The sequence below is a fragment of the Caulobacter sp. D5 genome (genome assembly GCF_003185805.1).
GTDB lineage: Bacteria > Pseudomonadota > Alphaproteobacteria > Caulobacterales > Caulobacteraceae > Caulobacter.
In genome coordinates this window covers 1-18605 of sequence record NZ_QHJY01000152.1, presented here as the reverse complement: position 1 = coordinate 18605, position 18605 = coordinate 1, and the positions used below count along the sequence as shown (strand labels likewise).

At 68.0% G+C, this 18605-nt stretch carries 16 protein-coding genes and 2 pseudogenes; 9 read left to right on the top strand and 9 right to left on the bottom strand.

The features are described from left to right. Positions 1-396 (top strand): annotated as a pseudogene (locus tag DMC18_RS11255) (penicillin-binding protein 1C); the annotation flags it as partial. Here DMC18_RS11255 and DMC18_RS11250 read toward each other — a convergent pair. After that, entirely contained in the window at positions 393-1019 is a 627-nt protein-coding gene (locus tag DMC18_RS11250) for a DedA family protein (RefSeq protein ID WP_110120010.1), read from the bottom strand. The pseudogene DMC18_RS11255 and the gene DMC18_RS11250 overlap by 4 nt on opposite strands. Positions 1020-1160: 141 nt before the next feature. Between DMC18_RS11250 and DMC18_RS11245 the strand changes: the two genes are divergently transcribed. Beyond that, a complete protein-coding gene (locus DMC18_RS11245) occupies positions 1161-1505 on the top strand; it encodes a hypothetical protein (protein WP_110120009.1) in 345 nt (114 codons plus the stop codon). 55 nt (positions 1506-1560) lie between these two features. Here the strand turns inward: DMC18_RS11245 and DMC18_RS11240 are convergent, their stop codons facing one another. Genes DMC18_RS11240 through DMC18_RS11230 form a run of 3 tightly spaced genes read right to left on the bottom strand, consistent with a single transcriptional unit; the run spans position 1561 to position 3524 of the window. Beyond that, on the bottom strand, positions 1561-2190 hold the full coding sequence (locus tag DMC18_RS11240) for a carbonic anhydrase (RefSeq protein WP_110120008.1): 630 nt from the start codon (positions 2188-2190) through the stop codon (positions 1561-1563). Beyond that, positions 2183-2827, bottom strand: coding sequence for a maleylacetoacetate isomerase (maiA, locus tag DMC18_RS11235; protein ID WP_199228461.1), 645 nt, complete (start codon positions 2825-2827; stop codon positions 2183-2185). The genes DMC18_RS11240 and maiA overlap by 8 nt, the downstream gene beginning before the upstream one ends. Positions 2828-2843: 16 nt before the next feature. Next, a complete protein-coding gene (locus DMC18_RS11230) occupies positions 2844-3524 on the bottom strand; it encodes a fumarylacetoacetate hydrolase family protein (protein WP_110120007.1) in 681 nt (226 codons plus the stop codon). 176 nt (positions 3525-3700) lie between these two features. Between DMC18_RS11230 and DMC18_RS11225 the strand changes: the two genes are divergently transcribed. Further along, positions 3701-4579 carry an ABC transporter ATP-binding protein gene (locus tag DMC18_RS11225; RefSeq protein ID WP_110120006.1) on the top strand — a complete coding sequence of 293 codons (879 nt, stop codon included), beginning with the start codon at positions 3701-3703 and terminating at the stop codon, positions 4577-4579. 13 nt (positions 4580-4592) lie between these two features. Then, complete coding sequence (locus tag DMC18_RS11220) at positions 4593-8189, top strand: M1 family aminopeptidase (protein WP_110120005.1); 3597 nt, start codon at positions 4593-4595, stop codon at positions 8187-8189. Positions 8190-8450: 261 nt separating this feature from the next. Here DMC18_RS11220 and DMC18_RS11210 read toward each other — a convergent pair whose 3' ends face one another. Beyond that, positions 8451-9044, bottom strand: a complete 594-nt coding sequence (locus DMC18_RS11210; RefSeq protein ID WP_110120004.1) for a DUF4142 domain-containing protein — start codon at positions 9042-9044, stop codon at positions 8451-8453. 116 nt (positions 9045-9160) lie between these two features. On the opposite strand from DMC18_RS11210, the gene DMC18_RS11205 reads away from it, so the two are divergent. Then, positions 9161-10357, top strand: a complete 1197-nt coding sequence (locus tag DMC18_RS11205) for a CaiB/BaiF CoA-transferase family protein (protein WP_110120003.1) — start codon at positions 9161-9163, stop codon at positions 10355-10357. A gap of 160 nt (positions 10358-10517) precedes the next feature. Here DMC18_RS11205 and DMC18_RS11200 read toward each other — a convergent pair whose 3' ends face one another. After that, a complete protein-coding gene (locus tag DMC18_RS11200; protein ID WP_110120002.1) occupies positions 10518-11570 on the bottom strand; it encodes an aldo/keto reductase in 1053 nt (350 codons plus the stop codon). Between the two features lie 163 nt (positions 11571-11733). On the opposite strand from DMC18_RS11200, the gene DMC18_RS11195 reads away from it, so the two are divergent. Next, positions 11734-12480 carry a Bax inhibitor-1/YccA family protein gene (locus DMC18_RS11195; protein ID WP_110120001.1) on the top strand — a complete coding sequence of 249 codons (747 nt, stop codon included), beginning with the start codon at positions 11734-11736 and terminating at the stop codon, positions 12478-12480. 163 nt (positions 12481-12643) lie between these two features. After that, the gene (locus DMC18_RS11190) at positions 12644-13141 is read left to right on the top strand and encodes a hypothetical protein (RefSeq protein ID WP_110120000.1); all 498 of its coding nucleotides are present in this window, start codon (positions 12644-12646) and stop codon (positions 13139-13141) included. Positions 13142-13148: 7 nt separating this feature from the next. On the opposite strand, the gene DMC18_RS11185 is transcribed toward DMC18_RS11190, so the two are convergent. The 3 genes from DMC18_RS11185 to acnA all read right to left on the bottom strand — a co-directional run bounded on the left by DMC18_RS11185 (position 13149) and on the right by acnA (position 17669). Continuing rightward, positions 13149-13478 (bottom strand): DUF2794 domain-containing protein, encoded by a 330-nt coding sequence (locus tag DMC18_RS11185; protein ID WP_110119999.1) that lies wholly within the window; start codon positions 13476-13478, stop codon positions 13149-13151. 614 nt (positions 13479-14092) lie between these two features. After that, entirely contained in the window at positions 14093-14800 is a 708-nt protein-coding gene (locus tag DMC18_RS11180) for a thioredoxin family protein (protein WP_110119998.1), read from the bottom strand. Positions 14801-14981: 181 nt separating this feature from the next. After that, positions 14982-17669: an aconitate hydratase AcnA gene (acnA, locus tag DMC18_RS11175; protein ID WP_110119997.1), complete on the bottom strand. Its 2688-nt coding sequence runs from the start codon at positions 17667-17669 to the stop codon at positions 14982-14984. 181 nt (positions 17670-17850) lie between these two features. On the opposite strand from acnA, the gene ccmA reads away from it, so the two are divergent. Then, positions 17851-18468 carry a heme ABC exporter ATP-binding protein CcmA gene (gene ccmA / locus DMC18_RS11170; RefSeq protein WP_110132940.1) on the top strand — a complete coding sequence of 206 codons (618 nt, stop codon included), beginning with the start codon at positions 17851-17853 and terminating at the stop codon, positions 18466-18468. Continuing rightward, positions 18465-18605: pseudogene (locus DMC18_RS11165) on the top strand (heme exporter protein CcmB); the annotation flags it as partial. The gene ccmA and the pseudogene DMC18_RS11165, both read left to right, overlap by 4 nt.

Below are 18605 nucleotides of genomic sequence, written 5' to 3'. Positions count from 1 at the left end.
GGGATGACGGGCCGTGACGCGGCCCTGCCCCTGCTGTTCGACGTCGCCGACCTGGTCGGGGCGCCGCCCACCGCCCCGCGTCCGATCGCGCCGAAGTCGGCGCCAGGGGCCTTGCAGCGTCTCCAGACCGTCGCCGACGAGGGTCCGCGCCTGATCTTCCCGCCGGACGGGGCGACGGTGCAGGTCGAGGGGCTGGGCCAGGGCTCCCGCGGCCTCGTCCTGGCGGCCGGCGGCGAGAACCTGTCGTGGTACGTGAACGGCGCGCCGCTTTCGCAGGACGCGGTCAGCGGCAAGCCGGTGTGGCGTCCCCCGGCGGCGGGCTTCTATCGGCTGCGGGTGGTCGACGCCCAGGGCCGGGCGGCCAGCGCCCGGGTGCGCATCAAGGCGCCGGGCTAGGCTTTCGCCGGCTGGGCCTTGAACGGCGCGGCGCGGACGATGGCGACGGTGGCGACCAGAAGCAGGCCGCCGACCGCCAGGGCCGCCAGCAGCTGAGGATCGGGCTTCCAGTAGCCGAGATTGCGGGCGGCCAGGTAACCGGGGGCCAGGACCGACACCACCCACAGCGGCGCGGTGACGGTGTTGGCGGCGTGGAAGGTCCAGTCACGCATGCGGGTCATGCCCGCGGCCATCGGCACGAACGGCCGCAGCGGGCCGAGATAACGGGCGACCAGCAGGGCCAGCACGCCGTAGCGGCGGGTGTAGAGGCGGGCGCGGGCCACGGTGCGGCGGTGCCTGGCCACGGCCGGATGGCGCACGGCCCTGGCGCCGATCTTCTGGCCGATCAGGTAGGAGATGGCGTCGCCGGCGGCCGCGCCGACGCTGCACCAGATGATGACTTCCACGGGATGCAGCGAGCCGGTGGCGATCAGCGCCCCGGCCGTCAGCATCACCGCCATGATCGGGATCAGCACCCCGACCAGCATCAGGGCTTCGAGCAGGGTGACGAGCGCCAGGATCGCGCACACCAGCAGGCGGTGCTCGACGACCATCTCGTGCAGGGTCTGGAGGAAGGCGTCCATGCGCTCACCGTGCCGCAACAAGGTGACGAACAGGTAAGAACGAACGCGGTTTTCGCCAACTGCGACGATCGGGCGCGGCGGCGCCTTGTGTTTCAGGACGCCCGATGCCACTCATCCAACAGTTGTTTTTGGGGGACCAAGATGAAGACGTTTTTCGCCGCGGCCGCTCTGGGCCTGGGCCTTGCTTCGTTCGCCATGGCCCCGACGGCCAGCGCCAGCGTCGTCTACAATGCCCGGATCAGTTCGCTCGTGCCCAACAACGCCGGCGTGCTGCAGATCAATCTCGACACCGTCCGCACCGGGCTGCCGGCCTGCAGCAACGCCTCGATCAGCTTTTCGGTGAACGTCACCACCCTGGCAGGCCAGACCCTGGCGGCGACGCTGCTGACCGCAATGGCCTCGAACCTGCCCGTCGACGTGGTCGGCACCGGCACGTGCGAGTTCGCCAACCTGGAATCGGTCGGCATCGTTTCGCTGCACCGATAGACGGGATCAGCCTTCCGCCGCACCTATCAGGAGCGGCGGAAGGCTGATCGCAAACCTATTCGGCGGCGCCCGCCAGAACGCGCTCATAGTCCTCGAGGCTGGCGATGCCGACGTTCAGGTCGGTGACCAGGCCGTTCGACAGCGAATAGACCCAGCCGTGCACGGCCAGGCTCTGGCCGCGCGCCCAGGCGTCCTGCACGAAGACGTCCGAAGCGACGTTGCGCACCTGGCGGATGACGTTCAGTTCGCACAGGCGGTTGAGGCGGTCGCGCTCCTCGGGGATGGCTTCCAGCTCGTGCTTGTGCTCGGCGTGGACCTCGCGGATCGGGTGCAGCCAGTGATCGACCAGGCCCCGGCGCTTGCCGTCGATGGCCGCCGCCACGCCGCCGCAGCCGTAGTGGCCGACGACCATCACGTGCTTGACCTTCAGCACGTCGACCGCGAACTGCAGCACGGACAGGTAGTTGGCGTCCTGCGGCGGGGCGAGGTTGGCGACGTTGCGGTGGACGAACAGTTCGCCCGGATCCAGGCCGACGATCTCGTTGGCCGGCACGCGGCTGTCGCTGCAGCCGATCCACAGGTACTCGGGGCTCTGCTGGTTCTCCAGGCGCTTGAAGAACTCGGGATCGACCTGGGTCTTGCCCTTCGACCAGTTGGCGTTGTTGGTTTTCAGATCTTCAAGCATCGGCGGCGTCCGGCTGGAGGCTGGGGTGAGAAGCGGCGAAGGCGGGATGGTCGGCGGCGCGGTCGGCGGCCGCGACGATCCGCGGGAAAGGTGAAAGGTCGATCTTGAACCGGCGTGCACCGTAGACCTGCGGCACGAGGCAGATATCGGCCAGGGTCGGCGCGTCGCCATAGGCATAGGTTCCGCCATGGGCGGCGACGGCGGCCTCCAGGGCGGTGAAGCCCTCGTTCAGCCAGCGGGCCATCCAGGCGGTGCGGGCGGCCTCGTCCTGGCCGCGCGCGGCCAGTTCGCCGGTGACCCGCACGTTGTTCAGCGGATGGATGTCGCAGGCTATGGTCTGGGCCATGGCCCGCACCCGCGCCCGGCCCAATGGATCGGCCGGCAGCAGCGGCGGCTCAGGGTGCGTCTCGTCCAGCCATTCCAGGATGGCCAGGCTCTGGGTCAGCACCACGCCGTCACCCAGCGCCAGGGCGGGGGTGAGGCCCTGCGGGTTGAGGTCGAGATACGGCCCCTGCCGCTGCTCGCCCTTCAGCAGGTTCACCGGGCTCTGGTCATAGGCCAGGCCCTTGAGATTGAGGCCGATGCGCACGCGATAGGGCGCGGCCGCCCGCCAGTAGCCGAACAGCGTCAGGGTCACGGCTTCCGCCCTCCCGTCAGACCAGGGTGAAGGCCAGGGCGCCGACTCCGTCGACCTCGCCGACGATCCTGTCGCCCTTGACCACCGCGGCGACGCCCTCGGGGGTGCCGGTGAAGATCAGATCGCCGGCCGCCAGGGTCCACAGCTTGCTGGCCTCGGCGATGATCTCGGGGATGTTCCAGATCATGTCGGCGATCAGGCCGGTCTGGCGCTGCACGCCGTTGACGGTCAGCCAGATGGCGCCGTCCAGCGTGGCGTCGGCCGCCGGGCGGATGGCCGAGATCGGGGCTGAGAAGTCGAAGGCCTTGCCCGCTTCCCACGGCTGGCCCTTGGCCTTGGCCGCGCCCTGCAGGTCGCGGCGGGTAAGATCCACGCCCACGGCGTAGCCGAAAACGTGGTCCAGGGCGTCATCGACGGCGATGTCGGCGCCGCCCGACTTCAGGGCGACGACCAGTTCGATCTCGTGGTGCAGGTCGGCGGTGCGCGGCGGATAGGGCACCTCTTCCAGCAGCGGCGCGACCGCATCGGCCGGCTTGGCGAAGAAGAACGGCGGATCGCGCTCGTCACCGCCCATCTCGGCGCGGTGGGCGGCGTAGTTTCGGCCCACGCACAGGATGCGGCGGACCGGGAAGAGCGCATCGGTCCCTTCCACCGGAACCGAAGCTTGGACGGGCGGGGGAAAGGCGAAGGTCGTCATGGCCGCCTGCTTAGACCCAAACGCCGCCGACCGGAACCCCGGCCGAAAACGGCGCGACGAACGCCGTTCGTCGGGAACCCGACAGCCTAAACGTTCTTTCACTTGCCCATGGTTGCGCCGTCGAGTCATGACGAAGTGGGGACTGTGGCGTTAACACTAGGGGGCGACGAGCGACGATGCTGATCATCGAAAATCTGACGCATGTGTACGGCAACGGCGTGCGGGCCCTCGACGAGGTCAGCCTGACCATTCCGCGCGGCATGTACGGCCTGCTCGGCCCCAACGGCGCCGGCAAGTCGACCCTGATGCGCACCGTCGCCACCCTGCAGGCCCCGACCTCGGGCCACATCCGCTTCGGCGACATCGACGTGCTGAAGGACCCCGAGGCCCTGCGCCGCGTGCTGGGCTACCTGCCTCAGGACTTCGGCGTCTATCCCCGCGTCAGCGCCTACGACATGCTCGACCACATGGCCGTGCTGAAGGGGATCGCCGGCCGCAAGGAGCGCAAGGACACCGTCGAGAGCCTGCTGGCCCAGGTCAATCTCTGGAACGTCCGCAACAAGGCCATCGCCGGCTTCTCGGGCGGCATGCGCCAGCGCTTCGGCATCGCCCAGGCCCTGATCGGCGACCCCCGCCTGATCATCGTCGACGAGCCCACCGCCGGCCTCGACCCCGAAGAGCGCAACCGCTTCCTCAACCTCTTGGCCGAGATCGGCGAGAACGTGGTGGTCATCCTGTCGACCCACATCGTCGAGGACGTCTCCGACCTCTGCCCGGCCATGGCCATCATCTGCGACGGCCGCATCGTGCGCGAGGGCGCCCCGGGCGACCTGATCCGCCAGCTGGACGGCCGGATCTGGAAGAAGACGATCGACAAGGCCGAACTCGAAGACGCCAAGGCGGCCCACCAGGTGATCTCGACCCGGCTGCTGGGCGGCCGCACCGTCATCCACGTCCTCGCCGACCAGGATCCGGGACAGGGCTTCGCGCCCGTGCCCGGCGGGCTCGAGGACGTCTATTTCTCGACCCTCGCCACGACCCGCTGCGCGGCCTGAGGGGGCGAGGACCATGTTCGGCAAGATCGCGGGCTTCGAGTACCGCTACCAGCTGCGCTCCCCGGTGTTCTGGGTGGTGGCCGTGCTGTTCTTCCTGCTGGCCTTCGGCGCCACCACCATCTCCCAGATCAGCATCGGCCTGGGCCCCAGCGACCACCGCAACGGGCCGTTCGCCCTGTCGATGTCGGCGCTGATCTTCTCGCTGTTCTACATGTTCGTGACGACGGCCTTCGTGGCCAACGTCATCGTCCGCGACGACGAGACGGGCTACGGCCCGATCCTGCGGGCCACGCGGATCGGCAAGTTCGACTATCTCTACGGCCGCTTCGCCGGCGCCTTCCTGGCGGCGGCGACCTCGTTCCTGGCCGTGCCGCTGGCCGTCTTCCTCGGCTCGCTGATGCCCTGGGTCGACAAGGAGATGCTCGGGCCGTTCCTGCCGCAGGCCTATCTCTTCTCCTACTTCGCCCTGGCCATCCCCAACATCCTGCTGACCTCGGCGATGTTCTTCGCCCTGGCCACCGTCACCCGCTCGATGATGTGGACCTATGTCGGCGTCATCGGCTTCATGGTGCTGTGGGTCATCGGCAACATCGCCCTCGACAAGCCCGAGTTCGAACACATCGTGGCGATGTGGGACCCGCTGGGGACCAGCGCTTTCGGCATTCTCACCCGCTACTGGACAGCGAGCGAGCGCAACACCCAGATCCCGGCCCTGGCCGGCGCCCTGCTGTTCAACCGCGCGTTCGTCGTCGTCCTGTCGGCTGGCCTTCTGGGCCTGGCCTACGGCCTGTTCCGCTTCCAGTCGGCCGAGCTGTCGGGCCGCAAAAAGCAGTCGCGCAAGGAGGCCAAGGCCGACGCCGAGCAGCCGCCCGCCCCGCGTCCGCTGCCCGCCCCGCGCCATGATCGCGCCGCCGCCTGGGTCCAGTTTTCCGCCCGCACCCGCCTCGACATGGGCCAGGTGTTCAAGAGCCCGGCCTATTTCGTGCTGCTGGCGCTGGGGCTGTTCAACGCCGCCGGCTCGCTGTGGTTCGCCACCGACGCGACAGGCTATGGCGGCGTCATCTATCCGGTGACCCGGGCTCTGCTGGCGCCCCTGATGGGCTCGTTCGGCCTGATCCCGATGATCATCGCCATCTATTACGCCGGCGAGCTGGTCTGGCGCGAGCGCGAGCGGCGCACCCACGAGATCGTCGACTCCACTCCCGTCGGCGACTGGTCGTTCACCGCTCCGAAGATCGCGGCCATCGCCCTCGTCCTGCTCTCCACCCTGCTGGTCAGCGTGCTGGCGGCCGTCGTCAGCCAGGTCGCCCACGGCTATTTCCGCCTGGAACTCGACAAGTACCTGCTGTGGTACGTCCTGCCCCAGGCCGTGGACCTGATCCTGCTGGCGGTGCTGGCGGTGTTCCTGCAGGTGCTGAGCCCGCACAAGTTCATCGGCTGGGGCCTGATGGTGGTCTACATCGTCACCGACCTGACCTTCGTGAACCTGGGCCTGCAGCACAATCTCTATCGCTACGGCGGCGCGCCGGGCACGCCGTTCTCGGACATGAACCGCCTGGGCGACTTCTGGGTCGGGGCCTGGTGGTTCCGCGCCTACTGGATCGCCTTCGCCGCCCTGATGACCATCGTGTCCTACGCCCTGTGGCGACGTGGAACCGAGGGGCGGCTTCTTCCCCGCCTGCGCCGCCTTCCCTATCGCCTGCGCGGCGCCAACGGCGTCGTCTTCGGCGTCTTCCTGACGGCTTTCGTCGGCCTGGGCGGCTTCATCTTCGTCAACACCAACGTCTGGAACGAGTACCGCACCAATCTCGACGACGAGCGGTGGACGGCCGACTTCGAAAAGGCGCTGCTGCGCTACGAAAACACGCCGCAGCCCAAGATCATCGGCATGAAGCTGGACGTCGACCTGTGGCCGCACGAGCCCAAGGCCGTGACCCGCGGCGCCTATGTCTTCCAGAACAAGACCGGCCAGCCGATCAAGGAGATCCACGTCCGTTTCGACCGCGACCTCGTGGTGCGCGGCCTGTCGATCGAGGGGGCGCGGCCCAAGCAGACCTTCGACCGCTTCAACTACCGGATCTTCGCCTTCGACACGCCGATGGCCCCCGGCGAGACGCGCCGGATGAGCTTCATCACCGAGCGCAGCCAGAAGGGCTTCAAGAACAACGGCAACGAGACCCGGGTCGTCGACAACGGGACCTTCCTGAACAATTTCGAGATCGCCCCGATCCTGGGAATGTCGCGCGAGGGCCTGCTGCAGGACCGCGCCAAGCGCCGCAAGTACGGCCTGCCGCCGGAGCTGCGGATGGCCAAGCTGGGCGACGCGGCGAGCCGGCAGTTCAACTATCTGCGCCACGACGCCGACTTCGTGGCTTCCGACATCACCGTCACCACCGACGCCGGCCAGACGCCGATCGCGCCGGGGACCCTGGTTTCGGAACGGACCTGGACGTCCGGAAGCGACAACCGCCGCACGGCGCGCTTCGTCGCCGACGCCCCGATCCTGCCGTTCCTGTCGATCCAGTCAGCCCGCTACGCCGTCTCGCGCGAGGCCTACAAGGGCGTCGACCTGGCGGTCTATTACGACCCGCAGCACGCCTGGAACATCGAGCGCATGCGCACGGCGATGAAGGCCTCGCTCGACTACTACCAGCCAGCGTTCGGTCCCTATCAGTTCAAGCAGCTGCGCTTCCTGGAGTTCCCGGCCTATCAGAGCTTCGCCCAGGCCTATGCCGGGACCATCCCGTGGTCGGAGGCGATGTTCTTCATCGCCGACTACCGCAACCCCGAGAAGATCGACATGGTCACCTATGTCGGCGCCCACGAGATCGGCCACCAGTGGTGGGCTCACCAGGTGCTGGGGGCCGACCAGCAGGGCTCGACCATGCTGTCGGAGACCTTCGCCCAGTACTCGGCCCTGATGGTCATGAAGCGGATGTACGGCGAGGCCCAGATCCGCAAGTTCCTGAAGTTCGAGCTCAACGGCTACCTGCGCGCGCGCGGCGGCGACGTGCTCGAGGAACAGCCGCTGGCCCGGGTCGAGAACCAGCAGTACGTCCACTATCGCAAGGGCTCGCTGGTCATGTACCGGCTGCAGCACGAGGTCGGCGAGGAGACGGTCAACCGCGCCCTGCGCCGGCTGATCGCCGAGTATGGTTTCAAGGGCGCGCCCTATCCGACCACGCTCGACTTCCTGCGCATCCTCCGCGCCGAGGTCCCGGCCGACAAGCAGGCCCTGGTCACCGACCTGTTCGAGAAGATCACGCTCTATGACCTGAAGACCAAGAGCGCCTCGGTGAAGAAGCGCGCCGACGGCCGCTATGACGTCAAGCTCGTGGTCGAGGCCCGCAAGATGTACGCCGACGGCCGCGGCAAGGAGACCAACGCGCCCCTGAACGAGGTGCTGGACGTCGGCCTGTTCACCGCCGAGCCGGGCAAGAAGGACTTCGCCCAGAAGAACGTCGTCGCCTTCGAACGCCGCCCGATCCGCACCGGCACCCAGACCCTGACCTTCGTCACGAAGGTCGCCCCGCGCTTCGCGGGCGTGGATCCCTACAACCTGGTGATCGACCGCAACGGCGACGACAACGTCATCAAGACGGCGAACTGAGGGGGGTCATCCTCCCTCAATCCGCCAAGTCCCCCAAGGTTCGTCATCCCGGAAAGCGCATAGCGCTTATCCGGGACCCAGGGGGCTGGGCGCCGCGTCTGAGTTCGCCGCCCTCACGCTAGCTGACGCACTGCGGCGGCCCCTGGGTCCCGGCTCTGCGCTTCGCTCCGGCCGGGATGACGAATGTTGGGTTGCTTCGCCCACGAAAAATCCCCCGGCCTCTCGACCGGGGGATCTTCGTTTCGAACCTGGGCTCGAACCCTACTTCAGGCCGTTCTTCAGGCCCTCGGCGTGGTTCAGGTGCTCCTGCACCTTCGGCGCGGTCTCGGCGGCGAAGGTCTTGATGGCCGCGACGTCGCCGTCCTGGGCGTAGCGCTGCAGCAGGTTCAGGGCCGCCTGGTGGGCGTCGACCTGGTCGTCGGCATAGGTCTTGTCGAAGTCCTTGGCGTCGGCCTTGTTGAGGTCGTCCAGCTTGTCCTGCAGGTCCGACGGCAGGGCGGTCGGCAGGGTGATGCTGACGCCCGAGGCGGCGATGGCGGCCTTCAGGCCCGCGCTGGTGGCGGTGTGGGCGTCGATCATGTCCTGGGCGAACTTCTTGACCTCGACATTGGTCGAGCGCTTCAGCGCGACCTTGGCGGCCTCGATCTCGAACTGGTCGCTGGAGGCGGCCTTGGCAGCGAAATCCGGCGCCTTGGCCTCGTCCGACGGGGTCGGGACGGTGGCGGCGGGGTTGGCGTCCGGGGTGGCGGCCTGCTCGGCCGGGGTGGCGGCGCCCTTGGTCTCTTCCTTCTGGCCGCAGGCGGCGAGGCTGAGGGCGGCGAAGGCGGCGCCAACGATGAGGAGCTTGCGGGTCATGGCTTTCTTTCCCTGCGCGTTTTTCTGGGCAAGAAGGGTCGGCGTCGCGCGTCGCCGTGTGGCAGGAAGAAGGTTCACGGCCGCGTGATGGTTCCGTGATCGGGGAGAGGAACAAAATGACCCAGGGACCGTTGGCGGGCGTCCGCGTGATCGAGATGGGCCAGCTGATCGCCGGCCCGTTCTGCGGCCAGGTGCTGGGCGACTTCGGCGCCGAGGTGATCAAGCTGGAAGACCCGAAGGCCGGCGACCCGATGCGCCAGTGGGGACGCTCCAAGCCCCAGGGCCTGTCGCCCTGGTGGCCGGTGATCGGCCGCAACAAGAAGTCGGTCACGGTCGACCTGCGCACCGACGAGGGCCGCGACATCGCCCGCGCCCTGATCGCCAAGGCCGACGTGGTGGTCGAGAATTTCCGCCCCGGCACGCTGGAGAAGTGGGGCATGGGCTTCGACGCCCTGGCGGCGACCAATCCGGGCCTGGTGATGGCCCGCGTCTCCGGCTTCGGCCAGACGGGGCCCTACGCCAAGCGGGCCGGCTACGCCCTGGTCGGTGAGGCGATGGGGGGACTGCGCCACATCACCGGCGAGCCCGACCGCAATCCGGCCCGGGCCGGCATCTCGATCGGCGACAGCCTGTCGGGCCTGAACGCCGCCCTCGGGGTGATGATGGCCCTGCACGCCCGCCAGCGCACCGGCAAGGGCCAGGTGGTCGACGTGGCGATCTATGAAAGCGTGCTGACGGTGATGGAGAACCTGGTCACCGAATACGACCTCACCGGCTACATCCGCGAGCGTTCGGGCGCCGTGCTGCCCGGCATCGCCCCGTCCAACGTCTATCCGACCCGGTCCGGCGAACTCGTGCTGATCGGCGCCAACCAGGACACCCTGTTCAAGCGCCTGTGCGAGCTGATGGGCCGCCCCGACCTGGCCGAGGATCCCCGCTATCGCGATCACGCCGCGCGCGGGATCAACCAGGCCGAACTCGACGCCCGCATCGCCGCCTGGACCCTGGACCAGGACATCGACGACCTGCTGCCGAAGCTGGAGGCGGCGGGCCTGGCCTGCGGCCGCATCTATCGCGCGCCCGAGATGCTGGCCGACCCGCAGTTCCAGGCCCGCGACTCGATCGTCTCGGCGCCCCACCCAGTGTTCGGCCAGGTGAAGATGCAGAACGCCTTCCCCCGCCTCACCGACACCCCCGGCGGCGTCCGCTGGACCGGCCCGACGCTGGGCGAGCACACGGAAAGCGTGCTGGCCGAGGTGGCGGGGATGGCGGCGGAGACGGTGGCCGAGCTGAAGGCGCGAGGGGTGGTTTAGGAACCTCCCCCGGAAGGGGCCGAAACTCTCTGCCGTAAAATCCCCGCGAAAGCGGGGACCCAGGCGTTTTATCGTCGAGCGCCATGGGTTTCAGAAAAAGCCTGGGCCCCCGCTTTCGCGGGGGTTTTACGGGTGGGGAAGCCGCCGTGCGCCTTTCGGATCACGGGCACGGGTTCGGGTGCACCGCGTGGATGGCGTTGACCGCCGTCTCCAGCTCTTCGGTCCACGTGACGTCGAAGGCGTCGATGTCGGTCTTCAGCTGCGCCATGCTCGTCGCGCCGATGATGGTGGCGGTGACGAACGGGCGGGCGTCGACGAACTTCAGGGCCAGTTGGGCCGGATCCAGGCCGTGCTGGGCCGCCAGATCGACATAGGCGCGGAAGGCCTCGAGCGCGCCCGGCCCCTCGTAGCGGTGCATGCGGTTGTAGAGCGCCTTGCGTGACCCCTCCGGCAGCTTGCCGTCCAGGTACTTGCCGGTCAGCTGGCCCTGGGCCAGCGGCGAATAGGCCAAGAGGCCCACCTGCTCGCGCATGGCGATCTCGGCCAGGCCGTATTCGAAGACGCGGTTGGCCAGGTGATAGGCGTTCTGGATCGAGGCGATGCGAGGAAGACCCTTAGCCTCGCTCTCGGCCAGGAACTTCATCACGCCCCACGGGAACTCGTTGGAGACGCCCAGCGCGCGGATCGTCCCCTTCTTCACGTGGGCGTCCAGCGCCTCGAGGATGTCGCCGAAGCGCTGGTAGTCGTCGTCGTAGTCCTTGTAGGTCTGGCCGCCGAACACCCGCACGGCGCGATCGGGCCAGTGCAGCTGGTAGAGGTCGAGATAGTCGGTCTGCAGGCGCCTCAGCGAGCCCTCCACCGCCTCGTCGATCTGGGCCTTGGTCTGGCGGGTGGTCGCCCCGTCGGCGCGCATCCAGGAAAGGCCGCCGAAGGCCGAGCCGCGGCCGGCGACCTTGGAGGCCAGCACGATCTCGTTGCGCTTGCCGGTCTTCTTCAGCCACGAGCCGATGTAGCGCTCGGTATGGCCCTGCGTTTCCGGGCTGGGCGGGCTGGCGTACATCTCGGCCGTGTCCCAGAAGGTCACGCCGCGCCCCAGAGCGTAGTCCATCTGGGCGTGGGCCTCGGCCTCGGTGTTCTGCGAGCCCCAGGTCATGGTGCCCAGGCAGCAGCGCGAAACCTGGATGCCCGTACGGCCGAGTTCGACGTAATCCATGAAGTCCCCTGAACGATCCTGTAGCTTGGCCTGTAGCCTGGCTTTTTGGCCTATTTAGGCGTTAGCCGCCTCAACCCAAGGCTGGAGCCTTGCGCGCGGGCGCTTTCGACACGATATTTCACACGTGTCCCCCTTGGGACGGAAACATAAAGGGCTTCCTTCGATGAACGACTTCAACCGCGATTATGCGCGCTCGATCCCGACGGATCGCGCGGACATGTCGGTTGACGCCGGACTGCGCAGCTTCATGCTCGGCGTCTACAACAAGGTTGCGCTGGGCCTGCTGCTGTCGGCCGCCCTGGCCTGGACGACCAGCTCGTTCCCGCCGGTTCGCGACCTGCTGTTCCAGGTCAACGGCAACCGCGTCAGCTACACCATGCTGGGGATCGCGATCTCGTTCGCGCCGCTCGGCATCCTGCTGTTCTCCAGCTTCGTGATGAAGTCGATCACCCCGCGCACCGCCGGCGTGATCTACTGGACCATCGTGTCGCTGATCGGCGCCTCGCTCGGCACCGTCGTGCTGATGTACACCGGCAGCAGCGTGGCCTCGACCTTCCTGATCACGGCCACCGCCTTCGGCGCGCTGAGCCTCGTGGGCTACACCACCAAGAAGGACCTGTCGGGCTTCGGCAGCTTCCTGATCATCGGTCTGGTGGGCCTGATCCTGGCTTCGATCGTGTCGATCTTCTTCCCGTCGGGCCCGCTGGTCTTCGCGATCAACGCCATCGGCGTGCTGATCTTCGCCGGCCTGATCGCCTACGACACGCAGAACCTGAAGATGACCTACTACCAGGTCGGCGGCGACGCGGCCGCCAAGTCGGTGGCCACCAACTACGGCGCGCTGAACCTGTACCTGGACTTCATCAACCTGTTCCGCTTCCTGCTCTACTTCCTGGGCGACCGCCGCTAAGCGGACGCTCCGGCCAAGATCCGGACCAGACGAACGAAGCCCCGGCGGATCGCTCCGCCGGGGCTTTTTCGTGGGCGCTATCCGACGCAAGCGCCGCCTTAACCGGCTTTTCACGGAACTCTCTCAAAAGTAGCAGAAAGTTCACTCGCCGCCTGAGGCCGCAATGCCCCGCCCGCTCGCCTACGGCCTCGTCGGCCCGCTCGCCGCCAGCCTCTGTTTCCTGCTGTTCGTCATGGTCAGCACGATCGCCCATACCGGCGACGTCGCGGGCGTCGTCGCCCAGGGCTGGCGCTACGCCACCGGGGCCGCGTGGAAGGGGCGCCTCGTCCTCTTCGCGCCGGCCGTCGTTCTCGGCCTGGCCGCCCTGCCCCTGCACCGGCGCGCACGGCACGCCGAGACGAGCGCGTCCAAGACCGCCTGGACGGCCGCGACCCTGGTCCTGTTCGCCCTTCCCCATCTGGGGATCGGACTGATCGTGCTGGACCCCGCCATGGCGATCGTAGCGGGCTTCACCTCGGGCCTGGCCGCGTTGCTGGTGGTGAGGTCGCTCTATCCGGCCGCGCCGGCGAGCCCGATCGCCTCGGTGGCTCCCGCGCGCCCCGCGGCCGCCTACCAGGCAGCGCCGGGATCGCGGTCGGAGTTCGGACTGCGGCGGCGCTGACGCCGCCTCAATCCACGACCTTGAACCTGCCCTTGTCGAACAGCCACAGCACCTGGGCCAGGTCGTGCCCGCGCTTGAGCACCACGCCGCCCTGGCCGCGCACCAGCCACTGGCCCTGCTTGCGGGCCAGGTCGGGCCACTTCTCGACGCGGTAGAGCGGCGCTTCGGCGGCGTGACGGAAGATCGAAAAGGCCGCGTGGTCGACCGCCCCGCCCATGCCGTAGTCGCGCCATTCGCCGGCCGCGACCATGCGGCCGTACAGCCGCAGCAGCTGGTCTATCTCGCGCCGCTCGAAGAACACGACGCCGCCGACGGGGGAGGGAGCATCAAGGGCCATGAATGCGAATCCTAACCCCAAATCAGCCCCCTAGGCGAGCGTCGCAAATCCGCAACATCGTTCGACGAAGCGACAAGCCAAGCTGCACCAGGCCACGAAATGACCTTGTTTTGGTCCTGCGCCCGCCTGCTTGGGGGTCGAAAAAGTCAGTGTCGGCTGATCGGACACCCCACGGTCCTGGATCCTGAACAGCCCCCCCAGCCCCCCTCGATCGCGGGCCGGTCGGCCGACAGACCTACAAGAGAACCCCTCTCTTTATTGCAGAGCCCGTGCGGATCCCCCCTCCCGCGCGGGCTTTCGCATATGTGGCCTCCAGTTGTTTCCACAGCTGCAAAGATAGCCACAGAGGCGCCTTACCCCGTCGCGAAACGACCCCGATCGCGCCCTTCCCCGGCCTCCGACCAGGATCAGATTGTCATGGTCGGTCGATCGGAACGCCAAGCGGTCCGGGATCCTGAACAGCCCCTCCAGCCCTCCGGGCCACGAGGCGCGCCGCTCGGCTGACGCGTATTTCTATCCCCTCCCCCTAAAGACCCCGCTTCGCCGATCATCCCCTAAGGCGAGGCGGGGTTTCTTTTGCGCGGAAGGCTGGAAGGAAGCGCGGGAGAAGGGCTCTAGCGGCTCTTGCCGCCCGGGGGCAGCACGCCCAGCACCCGGCCGCCCTTGACGCCCTGGACGATGATCGCCGTCTGCAGCTCGTCGTCATGGCCCTGCGGCAGGCGGTACATCCGCGAACGGCCAGACCAGGTCCCGAGCTTGACCAGTTCGCGCACCACGTTGCGGTGGACGATGGTCTGGCCGCGATTGTCGCCGCGCTTGACGGCGATCTCCTGCTTGCGCGGATCGAAGCGCACCAGCCAGACCTCGGCGCCGCCGCGTGGCACGACGCCCGAGCCGATGGCCACGCGGCCGGTCCCGACGAACTCCATGTCCGGCGCCGGCGGCAGGCGGGTGGTCTCGATCAGCTTGTCGACGGTCTCGGCCTTGGCGCCGGAGGCCTGCACCTTGCCGGCCACCACCACCTGGGGCGTGGGCACGTCCCTAAGGGCGAAGGCCTTGGCGTAGACGCGCTGGCGCTCGACGAAGGCCGGCTTGGCGAAGGTGTCCTTCCAGCCGAGATAGTCCCAGTAGTCGACCGAATAGGTCAGGGCCAGGACGTCCTCGCGCTCGGCGAGCTCGGCGGCGGCCTGGTTGGCCTTGCCGCACGACGAACAGCCCTGGGCGGTGAACAGCTCGACCAGCACGGGAGACTTGGCCGCGGCCGGGGCGGCGACGAGGCTCGTCAGGGCGAGGGAGACAACAGAGATCAAGGCCGTACGCATGTGCGGCGCACTTAAGCCAAGAAACCGCTGCGTCGCCGCTCACGAGGCCGTGAAATGACCGCTTCGGGGCCGGTAAATCCACACGACAACGATGTCGGCGGCCTCAAGGGCGATGGACAAAGCAAAACGGCCGGCCCCAGGGGGACCGGCCGTCTCGTTATTCAATGCCTGAAGAGGCTGCTCAGTCGGCCTTGGCCAGGTTGCGCAGCACGTAGTTCAGGACGCCGCCGTTCTTGAAGTACTCGAGTTCGGTCGGCGTATCGATGCGGCAGCGCACCGGGAAGCGCGCGATGCGGCCGTCGGTCGGGCGGTAGAGCTCGACGATCAGCTGCTTGCGCGGCGCCAGGTCCTGCAGGCCGCGGATCGAGACCAGCTCTTCGCCGGTCAGTTCCAGCTTCTGCCAGCCGTCCGCGATGAACTGCAGCGGCAGCACGCCCATGCCGACCAGGTTCGAGCGGTGGATGCGCTCGAAGCTTTCGGTGATCACCGCGCGGACGCCCAGGAGCTTGGTGCCCTTGGCGGCCCAGTCACGCGACGAGCCGGTGCCGTATTCCTTGCCGGCGAACACGACGGCCGGACGGCCTTCGGCCTGGTACTTCATGGCCGCGTCGTAGATCGGCATCACTTCGCCCGAGGGGAAGTGCTTGGTCACGCCGCCTTCGATCTCCGGAGTGATCTTGTTGCGGATGCGGATGTTGGCGAAGGTGCCGCGCATCATGACTTCGTGGTTGCCGCGGCGGGCGCCGTAGCCGTTGAAGTCGATCGGCTCGACGCCGTGATTGACCAGGTACTGGCCGGCCGGGCTGGACGTCTTGATCGAACCGGCCGGGCTGATGTGGTCGGTGGTGATCGAGTCGCCGAACACGGCCAGGACGCGGGCTTCCACGATGTCGGTGACCGGGGTCGGGGTCATCGACATGTTCGGGAAGTAGGGCGGGTTCTGGACGTAGGTCGACTCGCCTTCCCAGGCGTAGGTCTGGCCGCCGGTGACCTTGATGCCTTGCCAGTTCTTGTCGCCCTTGAAGACGTCGCCGTAGCGGCTGGCGAACATCTTCTCGTTGATCGACTTGCGCTGCAGGGCGGCGATGTCTTCGTTCGAGGGCCAGATGTCCTTCAGGAAGACGTCGTTGCCCTTCTTGTCCTTGCCGATCGGCTGGGTGTTCAGGTCGATCTTCAGCGAGCCGGCCAGGGCGTAGGCCACCACCAGCGGCGGCGAGGCCAGGTAGTTGGCGCGCACGTCCGGGTTCACGCGGCCTTCGAAGTTACGGTTGCCCGAGAGCACCGAGCAGGCGACCAGGTCGTTGTCGTTGATCGTCTTGCTGATGTTTTCCGGCAACGGGCCCGAGTTGCCGATGCAGGTCGTGCAGCCGTAGCCAACCAGGTTGAAGCCCAGGGCGTCGAGGTGCTTGGTCAGGCCGGCCTTGGCCAGGTAGTCGGTGACCACCTGCGAGCCGGGGGCCAGCGAGGTCTTCACCCACGGCTTGGCCTTCAGGCCCTTGGCGACCGCGTTCTTGGCCAGCAGGCCGGCGGCGATCAGGACCGAGGGGTTGGAGGTGTTGGTGCACGAGGTGATGGCGGCGATCACCACGTCGCCGTGGCCGACGTCGAAGTCCTCGCCTTCCACCGGAGCGCGGAACTCGGGGGCTTCGGCCTTGCCGAACTCACCGGCCAGCGACTCGGCGAACTTGCTCGAAGCGTCCGACAGCAGCACGCGGTCCTGCGGGCGCTTGGGGCCGGCCAGCGACGGCAGGACGCTCGACAGGTCGAGTTCCAGGCTGTCGGTGAAGGTCGGCTCGGCGACGCCGGGCTCCCACCACAGGCCTTGCTCCTTGGCGTAGGCTTCCACCAGGGCGACGCGGTCGGCTTCGCGGCCGGTGCCCTTCAGGAAGGCGATGGTCGCGGCCGAGATCGGGAAGAAGCCGCAGGTGGCGCCGTATTCCGGAGCCATGTTGGCGATCGTCGCCTGGTCTTCCAGGGTCAGGTTGGCCAGGGCGTCGCCGTAGAATTCGACGAACTTGCCGACCACGCCCTTCTTGCGCAGCATCTGGGTGACGGTGAGCACCAGGTCGGTGGCCGTCGCGCCTTCCGGCATGGCGCCGGTCAGCTTGAAGCCGATGACTTCCGGGATCAGCATCGGGATCGGCTGGCCGAGCATGGCGGCTTCAGCTTCGATGCCGCCGACGCCCCAGCCCAGGACCGACAGGCCGTTGACCATGGTGGTGTGGCTGTCGGTGCCGACGACGGTGTCGGGGTAGGCCACCTCGGCGCCGTCGACCAGGGCGGTCCAGACGGTTTGCGCGAGGTATTCCAGGTTCACCTGGTGGCAGATGCCGGTGCCCGGGGGCACGACGCGGAAGTTGTTGAAGGCCGACGAGCCCCAGCGCAGGAAGCGGTAACGCTCGATGTTGCGCTCGTATTCGCGCTTCACGTTGGCGTCGTAGGCCTTGGCGTCGCCGAAGTTGTCGACCATCACCGAGTGGTCGATGACCAGGTCGACGGGGTTCAGCGGGTTGATCTTGGCCGGGTCGGCGCCCAGGGCGACCATGGCGTCGCGCATCGCGGCCAGATCGACGACGGCGGGCACGCCCGTGAAGTCCTGCATCAGCACGCGGGCCGGGCGGAAGCTGATCTCGTGCTCGACCGAGCCCTTGTTTTCCAACCAGTTGGCGACGGCCTTCAGGTCGGCTTCGTTGACCGAGACGCCGTCTTCGTAGCGCAGCAGGTTTTCCAGCAGCACCTTCATCGAGACGGGCAGCGAGCCCGTGCCGGCCAGACCGGCTTCCTCGGCGGCGCGAAGGCTGTAATAGACGTAGGTCTTACCGCCGACGACGAGTTCGCGGCGGGTTTTGAGGCTGTCCACTGACGCCATTTGGAAGGATCCCTTCTCTGTTCACGGCCGCCGGAAAACCACTCCCGGGATCGCGCGATCGAGGGGGACCCACAGCGTCCATCCTCGCGCCGCGTACGCCCCATCCAAAGCGGAGGGTGACGGCCGAGCGCTTCTTAGCGCCGGTTACCCACAACGTCCATGCACGGCGCATGGACTTGCGATGATGAGAGCCGTTCGCATAAAGGGTTTGAGCCTCGCGCGGGGCGAGCGGACCCTGTTTTCAGGGCTCGATCTGGACCTCGAAAGCGGCCAGGCAGCGGCCCTTCTAGGCCGTAACGGCGCAGGCAAGACCAGCCTGCTGCGCGCCGTCGCCGGCCTGCTGCGCCCCCAGGCCGGAACGATCGCGTTCGAGGGCGCCGGCGGCGCCTCCTTAGAGGGAGAAACCGCCCGCGCCGAAGGCCTGCACCTGGCCGGCCACCACGACGGCCTGAAGACCACCCGCACCGCCTGGGAGGAACTGCTGTTCCAGGCCCGCTGGACCGGCGGAACCGAGGCCTCGGCCCGCGCCGCCGTCGAGCGGCTGGACCTGTCGCGCCTGCTCGACCTGGAGGTCCGCCGGCTGTCGGCCGGTCAGCGCCGCCGCGTCTCCCTGGCCCGCCTGCTGGCCAGCCCTCGCCCCCTGTGGCTGCTCGACGAGCCGATGGCCCCGCTGGACGCCGGCCACCGCGCCCTGTTCGGCGAGATCCTGGCCGAGCACCTGGCCGGCGGCGGCATGCTGCTGGCCGCCGTCCACGACCCGCTACCCATAGCCGCTCGAAGCGTGGAGATCGGCGGATGAGGGGTTTCCTCGTTCTTTTCCGCCGCGAGCTGGCCCTGGCCTGGGGCCGGGGCGGCGGACCGCTGCTGGCCCTGGCCTTCTACGCCTGCGTCGTCACCCTGCTGCCGCTGGCCGCCGGCCGCGCGCCCGAGCGCCTC

What these genes read in the sequence shown, in the direction of transcription:
- DMC18_RS11250 (WP_110120010.1), bottom strand. Translation starts at nt 1,019, where the DNA reads ATGGACGCCTTCCTCCAGACCCTGCACGAGATGGTCGTCGAGCACCGC.
- DMC18_RS11245 (WP_110120009.1), top strand. Translation starts at nt 1,161, where the DNA reads ATGAAGACGTTTTTCGCCGCGGCCGCTCTGGGCCTGGGCCTTGCTTCG.
- DMC18_RS11240 (WP_110120008.1), bottom strand. Translation starts at nt 2,190, where the DNA reads ATGCTTGAAGATCTGAAAACCAACAACGCCAACTGGTCGAAGGGCAAG.
- DMC18_RS11230 (WP_110120007.1), bottom strand. Translation starts at nt 3,524, where the DNA reads ATGACGACCTTCGCCTTTCCCCCGCCCGTCCAAGCTTCGGTTCCGGTG.
- DMC18_RS11225 (WP_110120006.1), top strand. Translation starts at nt 3,701, where the DNA reads ATGCTGATCATCGAAAATCTGACGCATGTGTACGGCAACGGCGTGCGG.
- DMC18_RS11220 (WP_110120005.1), top strand. Translation starts at nt 4,593, where the DNA reads ATGTTCGGCAAGATCGCGGGCTTCGAGTACCGCTACCAGCTGCGCTCC.
- DMC18_RS11210 (WP_110120004.1), bottom strand. Translation starts at nt 9,044, where the DNA reads ATGACCCGCAAGCTCCTCATCGTTGGCGCCGCCTTCGCCGCCCTCAGC.
- DMC18_RS11205 (WP_110120003.1), top strand. Translation starts at nt 9,161, where the DNA reads ATGACCCAGGGACCGTTGGCGGGCGTCCGCGTGATCGAGATGGGCCAG.
- DMC18_RS11200 (WP_110120002.1), bottom strand. Translation starts at nt 11,570, where the DNA reads ATGGATTACGTCGAACTCGGCCGTACGGGCATCCAGGTTTCGCGCTGC.
- DMC18_RS11195 (WP_110120001.1), top strand. Translation starts at nt 11,734, where the DNA reads ATGAACGACTTCAACCGCGATTATGCGCGCTCGATCCCGACGGATCGC.
- DMC18_RS11190 (WP_110120000.1), top strand. Translation starts at nt 12,644, where the DNA reads ATGCCCCGCCCGCTCGCCTACGGCCTCGTCGGCCCGCTCGCCGCCAGC.
- DMC18_RS11185 (WP_110119999.1), bottom strand. Translation starts at nt 13,478, where the DNA reads ATGGCCCTTGATGCTCCCTCCCCCGTCGGCGGCGTCGTGTTCTTCGAG.
- DMC18_RS11180 (WP_110119998.1), bottom strand. Translation starts at nt 14,800, where the DNA reads ATGCGTACGGCCTTGATCTCTGTTGTCTCCCTCGCCCTGACGAGCCTC.
- acnA (WP_110119997.1), bottom strand. Translation starts at nt 17,669, where the DNA reads ATGGCGTCAGTGGACAGCCTCAAAACCCGCCGCGAACTCGTCGTCGGC.
- ccmA (WP_110132940.1), top strand. Translation starts at nt 17,851, where the DNA reads ATGATGAGAGCCGTTCGCATAAAGGGTTTGAGCCTCGCGCGGGGCGAG.